The organism is Paracoccus sp. 22332 (genome assembly GCF_052045125.1).
Taxonomy (GTDB): Bacteria; Pseudomonadota; Alphaproteobacteria; order Rhodobacterales; family Rhodobacteraceae; genus Paracoccus; species Paracoccus haematequi_A.
On sequence record NZ_JBQEOI010000094.1, the window covers coordinates 1 to 3,922 of the forward strand.

The 3,922-nt window shown below is 59.2% G+C and carries 4 protein-coding genes and 1 pseudogene; 4 read left to right on the forward strand and 1 reads right to left on the reverse strand.

Features of this window, described 5'->3' with window-relative positions; all coding sequences use genetic code 11:
• Nucleotides 1-90 precede the first annotated feature (90 nt).
• Nucleotides 91-851: pseudogene (locus tag ACTJI6_RS23710) on the forward strand (IS5 family transposase).
• Nucleotides 848-1,372 (forward strand): L,D-transpeptidase family protein, encoded by a 525-nt coding sequence (locus ACTJI6_RS23715; protein ID WP_440804200.1) that lies wholly within the window; start codon nucleotides 848-850, stop codon nucleotides 1,370-1,372. Before ACTJI6_RS23710 ends, ACTJI6_RS23715 begins: the two are co-directional and overlap by 4 nt.
• A 229-nt stretch (nucleotides 1,373-1,601) precedes the next feature.
• Here the strand turns inward: ACTJI6_RS23715 and ACTJI6_RS23720 are convergent, their stop codons facing one another.
• Nucleotides 1,602-1,982: a MerR family transcriptional regulator gene (locus ACTJI6_RS23720; protein WP_440804203.1), complete on the reverse strand. Its 381-nt coding sequence runs from the start codon at nucleotides 1,980-1,982 to the stop codon at nucleotides 1,602-1,604.
• A gap of 85 nt (nucleotides 1,983-2,067) precedes the next feature.
• Here ACTJI6_RS23720 and ACTJI6_RS23725 point away from each other — a divergent pair, with 85 nt between their 5' ends.
• A complete protein-coding gene (locus tag ACTJI6_RS23725; protein ID WP_440804206.1) occupies nucleotides 2,068-2,859 on the forward strand; it encodes a MauE/DoxX family redox-associated membrane protein in 792 nt (263 codons plus the stop codon).
• An 88-nt stretch (nucleotides 2,860-2,947) separates the two neighbouring features.
• Nucleotides 2,948-3,906 (forward strand): IS630 family transposase gene (locus ACTJI6_RS23730; RefSeq protein ID WP_440803214.1). Its coding sequence is split into 2 segments (ribosomal slippage): nucleotides 2,948-3,289 and nucleotides 3,292-3,906, totalling 957 coding nucleotides; the frame shifts between segments, so codons are not numbered across the junction.
• Nucleotides 3,907-3,922 lie beyond the last annotated feature (16 nt).

Consider the following 3,922-nt stretch of genomic DNA (forward strand, 5'->3'; position numbering starts at 1 on the left):
TAGGGCGTGTTGACAAAAGGGATTCACCGGGCGCGGTGATCGTGATTCAAGCTGGTATCTGCAATGGAGACCAGCGTGGCACGAAACCTGATGTCGAACGACGAGTGGGCGTTCTTTGAACGCTTCATCCTGGCTGTCCGTTCTCCGAACGGCCGCAAGCCCACGAACCATCGGCTTGTTCTGGATGGGATTTTCTGGATCGCCCGAACGGGGTCGCCCTGGCGCGACCTGCCGGAAGAGTTCGGCAAATGGTCGTCTGTCTATCGGCAGTTCCGGCGCTGGACGTTGGCGGGGCTGTGGGAACAGATCCTGGAGGCGCTGAACGAGAGCCGGATCGTGCCGGATGCGCTGCAGATGATCGACAGCACCGTGGTTCGCGCTCATCATCAGGCAGCGGGCGCAAAAGGGGGACTCCGCGCCAAGGTTTCGGCCGCTCGCGAGGTGGCTTCACGACCAAGATCCATCTGCGGGTCAATGCGGCAGGCCTGCCCATGAGAACCGAGATCACGGCCGGGCAGACATCGGACTACCTCGGCTTCGATCTGGTCATGGCTGACAACCTGCCCGAGCCAAGCGTTCTGCTCGCAGACCGCGGCTACGACTCCGACAACATCCGCAAGACCATGGAGGTGCGCGACGTGGTGCCGGTCATCCCCATGCGCAAAACCCGGAAGCTACGGGTCGCCGTTGACCGCAGGCTCTACCGCCTGCGCAATCTCGTTGAGCGGTGCTTCAACAAGCTCAAGAATGCCCGTCGCGTCGCCACCCGCTACGACAAGACCGCCGAAAGCTTCCTGGGCTTCATCGACATCACGTCGATCCGCCTCTGGCTCCGCCATTTGTCAACATGACCTACCTTTCCTTGGGATTGATGGCTGCTCTTGCCGCATGTGGGAGGTCGGGATCATCAAACCGCACAGGTGGTGCTCCTGAGTTCAAGCATTACTTCGGCCCTCCTGTCACACAGGTAATGGTCCAGAAGGCACAACGCAGAATGCACCTGCTCAACGGACAAACCGTGCTGAAGTCGTATGATTTTGGTCTGGGCAATCAGCCTGTTGGTCACAAGCAGTTCGAGGGAGATGGGAAAACCCCCGAAGGGCTTTATTTCGTGGACCGCTTCAACCCGCGCAGTCGTTATCACCTGTCTGTTGGCATTTCCTACCCAAATGAGCAGGACAAGGCCTATGCCGCACAGGTCGGCCGCGATGCGGGCGGCGACATCATGTTCCACGGTCGTGGCCTAGAGGGCCGAAAACTGGCACCCAAAAATCGGGACTGGACAGCCGGCTGTATCGCACTCACCGACGAAGAGATCGAGGATGTCTATGCAATGCTGCAGCTCCGCACCCCTGTGATGATCTATGCCTGACAAGAACCAAAGCGCTTGAGCCTCCACGCATGCTGCTGTGTTGCGCAAGGCTGCGTCCGCCCCAGGCGCAGCCGTTCGGCGACTGCGCTTGACCGTTTTGCACATGCATCGAATGCCGTATTGGTCTGGGTTGCTGCCCTCAATCGAAGCAGGCATCGATGAAGGTTTTCAGAGCCGTTATTCGAGTTCCATGTGGCGGCCTTTAGCTTACCTGCCTTCAGAGCAGAATCTAGTCGTCGAACGCAAAGAGAATAGGGCAAGCTCCTGATTGGTCTTTCGCACAGGCCTCTGCAAGTCTTTGCAGGCTGGCCCGGGCGCGCTGTAGTTCAGCGATCTGCTCATCAAGTTTGGCTAGCCGCTTCTGTGCCATATGTTGTGCGCGATCGTGGTCATGTCCGGAGTCCAGCTCGATAAGTTCCTTGATCTCCTCCAACGTAAAGCCAGCCTGTTGCGCTTTGCGAATGAAGCGGAGCTGGCGCAGGACCTTTTGATCATATCGACGAATGCCGCCAGCACGCGCCGGCGTCGGCAATAGTTTCTTGCGTTGGTAAAAGCGGATGGTCTCAACGCCGACGCCGCCGGCCTCGGCAAGTTTTCCAATCGTCAGCAATTTTGCCTCTTGATTCCGTACTATGGTACAGGACTTATATACGATCCGACTCGCTCCAAGACAAGAATAGCAAGGAGACTTCAAAATGTCGGATGCTGCCGTCTCTGCCGTTGTTAAGACGGCCCAACTTCACCGGATAATGATGCCGGATCACACCTGCCCCTATGGGCTCAAGGCCCTCGACCTGCTCAAACGGTCGGGCTTTGCGGTCGAGGACCATCATCTCGCCACGCGGCAGGAGGTCGAGGCCTTCAAGGCCAGCCATGATGTCGCGACCACGCCGCAGATCTTCATTGATGACCGGCGCATCGGCGGCTACGATGACCTGCGGCGCTTTCTAGGAAAGCGTGTCACCGATCCCAAGGCCACAAGCTATCGCCCAGTGATGGCCCTGTTCGGCATGACGCTTCTGATGGCGCTTGCCGCAAGCTTTGCCGTCTATGGCACGCCCTTTACCCTCCGCGCCGGCGAATGGTTCATCGCCTTCAGCATGGCCATCCTGGCTCTGCTCAAGCTGCAGAACGTCGAAAGCTTCGCGACGATGTTTCTGAACTACGACCTGCTGGCCAAACGGTGGGTGCCCTATTCCTACATCTACCCCTTCGCCGAGGGACTGGCGGGCATCCTGATGATCGCAGGCGCGCTGACTTGGCTGTCCGTTCCCATTGCCCTGGTCATCGGCACGATCGGTGCGGTCTCGGTCTTCAAGGCCGTCTATCTGGATCGGCGCGAACTCAAATGTGCATGCGTCGGCGGATCGAGCAATGTGCCCCTGGGCTTCGTGTCGCTGACGGAAAACCTGATGATGATAGGCATGGCTCTCTGGATGGCACTTGGTGCCTTCGGGCTGCTGCCTGTTGTTGGCCACGGGATGTGACCGTTAAAGCGTTTCGGTAAAAACGTGAATCGCAGAGGGATTCCTGCAAGACCCAGTTTGTGCTCCTCTTGTTCGGGGAGGATGGGTCATGTCAGCACCTTTGCCGAATGCGCTTCGGACGCGGTTTCAGCGGTATATTGAAGAGGGACTGAGCGGCCGTGCCGCAGCCATGCGCTTGAAGGTGTCAGCTGCAACAGGCGCACGGTGGGCACAGTTGATCCGGACACGCGGTCACGCTCATCCCGCGCCTCAGGGCCGCCCTCTTGGGCGAGGCAAGCTCGCGCCCTATCAGGCGTTGTTCGAGGAACTGGTCACCCAGGATCCTGACATCACGCTCTTCGAGCTGCGCGACGCCCTAGCGATGGCGGAAGGTGTCGAAGTTCACCATTCCTCCATTGCCGCGCTGCTGTCGCGGCTCGGCTTCACCTATAAAAAAAATCGCTGGTGGCCAGCGAACGGGGCCGCGCAAGGGTAAGGCAGGCCCGGCACGATTGGTTGACGCGCCGCTTGCCTGCAATGCGGCGCCAGCCGGAACGGCTTGTGTTCATTGATGAGACGTCCATCAAAACGAACCTTACCCGCCTCCCTGGTCGCGCTCCCTGCGGTGAGCGGCTCGCCATGGACGCGCCCTTCGGACACTGGAACAGCCAGACCTTCATTGCAGGACTGACCCAGAACGGCCTGATTGCCCCTTGGGTCATCAAGGGCGCGATGGACGGACCTGCCTTCGCCGCCTACGTCGAAAAGGTTCTGGTGCCGGAACTGATGCCCGGCACTGTTGTCATCCTGGACAACCTCGCGACACACCGGAACGTCGAGGCAGCCAAAGCCATCAAGCAGGCTGGCTGTTGGTTTCTCTACCTGCCGCCATACTCCCCAGACCTGAACCCCATCGAGCAGGCGTTCTCGAAGCTCAAAGCGCATCTGCGCAAGGTCGGCGCACGCACCTTTACCGAACTGTTCGACGCGCTCCGAGACATCTGCGGAATGTTCACGCCCGCTGAGTGCTGGAACTACTTTCAGGCAGCTGGCTATGTCGCAGGTTAATCCCGAAACGCTTTAG